Origin of the sequence: Variovorax glucosi (assembly GCF_051216695.1) — a bacterium.
In the GTDB taxonomy this organism is placed as follows: Bacteria; Pseudomonadota; Gammaproteobacteria; order Burkholderiales; family Burkholderiaceae_C; genus Variovorax.
In genome coordinates, this window is the sequence record NZ_JBPJZE010000351.1 from 1 (window position 1) to 1,071 (window position 1,071).

Below are 1,071 nucleotides of genomic sequence, written 5' to 3' on the forward strand. Positions count from 1 at the left end.
AGATCGCCGCGCGCCGGCAGGCTCGCCAGGCCGCACTGGCTCTATGGGCCAAGCTGACGCCGCGCGAGATGCAGGTGGCCCGGCTGGTGGCCGAGGGCAAGCCCAACAAGCAGATCGCACTGGAGCTCGCGCCGCTGGAACAGCGCACGGTGGAAACCCACCGCGCGCACGTGTTCGCGAAGCTGGGGCTGGCGAACAGCCATCAGTTGGATCGGTTCCTGCGGGAACACGCGCTGTAGCGCCTTGAAGGCGGCCGGCGGGCCGACATGTCCAGCGATGTTTGTCATCCCGTCCTCGTCCTGATTCGACCGTCGGAGCATATCTGTCGCGACCCGACCGGAAGTGGCTCGGCGAGCTTCTTGCTTGGCCTCATCGCAGCAGCCAGTCGCGTTGCGCAGGAGGACTCCTATGCCGAACTTTTACTTGGCGCTCTCCGGCAATGTGCGCCAGGAAATCAACCCCTGGACTTGGTTTACCAAGATTGCCAATGGGCAGCTTGGGTTCATCAACATCAATATGGGCAAGTCGTCAGACCCTGCTCTGGAGCAGCAGATCCTGGATGACGTGGGAAGCTACGGACGGCAGATTGGACAACTCGGTGATGCGCTGGAGGCAGTTCTCGCGCACATGAAGACCGACACCTGGGAGCCCAAGGCCAAGGAAGCGGTAGATGCCTTCAGGTTCCAGCTCGCCGAGATTCGCCGGCTGAAGCTGAGCCGGGCTGACGGCAAGACCTGACATTTCTTGGCGAACTCACGGCCGCGAAGATGTCTGTCCTGCGGCCCGGACAGGCCCTGACCGATAAGGGGGCCATTGTGGACATCTTCGAAAGCGCGCTAGAGACCGACAGTTCACGCTCCGGTGGCCATCCCGTCTCTCCGGCACGGAGGCTAGACTTCTGCCAGGAGCCGACTTCGAAGCATCGATCTACTAGCCACTCCAACTCACTAATCCAGAAATATGACTCCAGGAAAGCCGCCGCTATGGGTCAAGCATCCTGACATCCCATGGGGCAGCATCGGGTGGCGCATGGGCTTGGGGGAAGCGTATTGGGGTGAATGGGGAAATTTT

2 protein-coding genes are annotated in these 1,071 nt (G+C 61.4%); both read left to right on the plus strand.

Features of this window, described 5'->3' with window-relative positions:
* Positions 1–239 (plus strand): LuxR C-terminal-related transcriptional regulator (locus tag ACSFA3_RS25580; protein ID WP_435508124.1); only part of this gene is annotated, 239 nt, incomplete at its 5' end.
* Positions 240–408: 169 nt separating this feature from the next.
* On the plus strand, positions 409–738 hold the full coding sequence (locus tag ACSFA3_RS25585) for a hypothetical protein (RefSeq protein ID WP_435508125.1): 330 nt from the start codon (positions 409–411) through the stop codon (positions 736–738).
* Positions 739–1,071 lie beyond the last annotated feature (333 nt).

Bases quoted from the DNA above. Each gene is read 5' to 3' on its own strand.
- ACSFA3_RS25585 (WP_435508125.1), top strand. From the start codon at position 409: ATGCCGAACTTTTACTTGGCGCTCTCCGGCAATGTGCGCCAGGAAATC.